The 858-nt window shown below is 48.7% G+C and carries 1 protein-coding gene; it reads left to right on the forward strand.

What is annotated here, in order from left to right:
* A partial coding sequence (locus R7R24_RS25665) for a valine--pyruvate transaminase (RefSeq protein WP_318119939.1) occupies positions 1-858 on the forward strand: 858 nt, incomplete at both ends.

Below are 858 nucleotides of genomic sequence, written 5' to 3' on the forward strand. Positions count from 1 at the left end.
TTGGTGAAAAATTTAATCAGTATTCAGGTATTACGCAGTTAATGGACGATTTGAATGATGGCCTACGCACGCCAGGTGCCATCATGCTCGGTGGGGGTAACCCGGCCGCCATTCCTGCCATGCTCGATTACTTTCACCAAGCCAGTGAAGAAATGCTCGCCAGTGGCGAACTCGTCGCCGCGCTCACTAATTATGATGGCCCTCAGGGTAAAGACGTGTTCGTCAAAGCGCTCGCTCAGCTGTTTCGTGAAACATACGGCTGGGACATCAGTGAGAAGAATATTAGCCTGACGAATGGCAGCCAAAGCGGGTTCTTCTACCTATTTAATTTGTTTGCTGGTCAGCAGCCAGATGGTTCGCACAAAAAAGTCCTGTTGCCTATCGCACCGGAATACATTGGCTACGGTGATGCAGGTATCGATGAAGACATTTTTGTTTCGTACCATCCAGAAATAGAGCTACTCGACAACGGCCTATTCAAATATCACGTTGATTTTGAAAAGCTCACCGTCGATGACTCCGTCGCAGCAATTTGTGCATCTCGCCCAACCAACCCAACAGGTAACGTACTGACTGACGAAGAAGTGCGTAAACTGGACAAATTGGCGCGCGAGAACAACATCCCACTGATCATCGACAATGCGTACGGCTTGCCGTTCCCGAACATCATTTTTGAAGATGTCGAACCGTTCTGGAATGAAAACACCATCCTGTGCATGAGCTTATCTAAACTTGGCTTGCCGGGTGTGCGATGTGGGATTGTGATTGCGAGTGAAGAAATCACCCAAGCACTCACCAATATGAATGGCATAATCAGCTTAGCGCCAGGCAGTGTTGGCCCAGCATTGGCAAACCACA

This window comes from Vibrio sp. 704 (assembly GCF_033339295.1).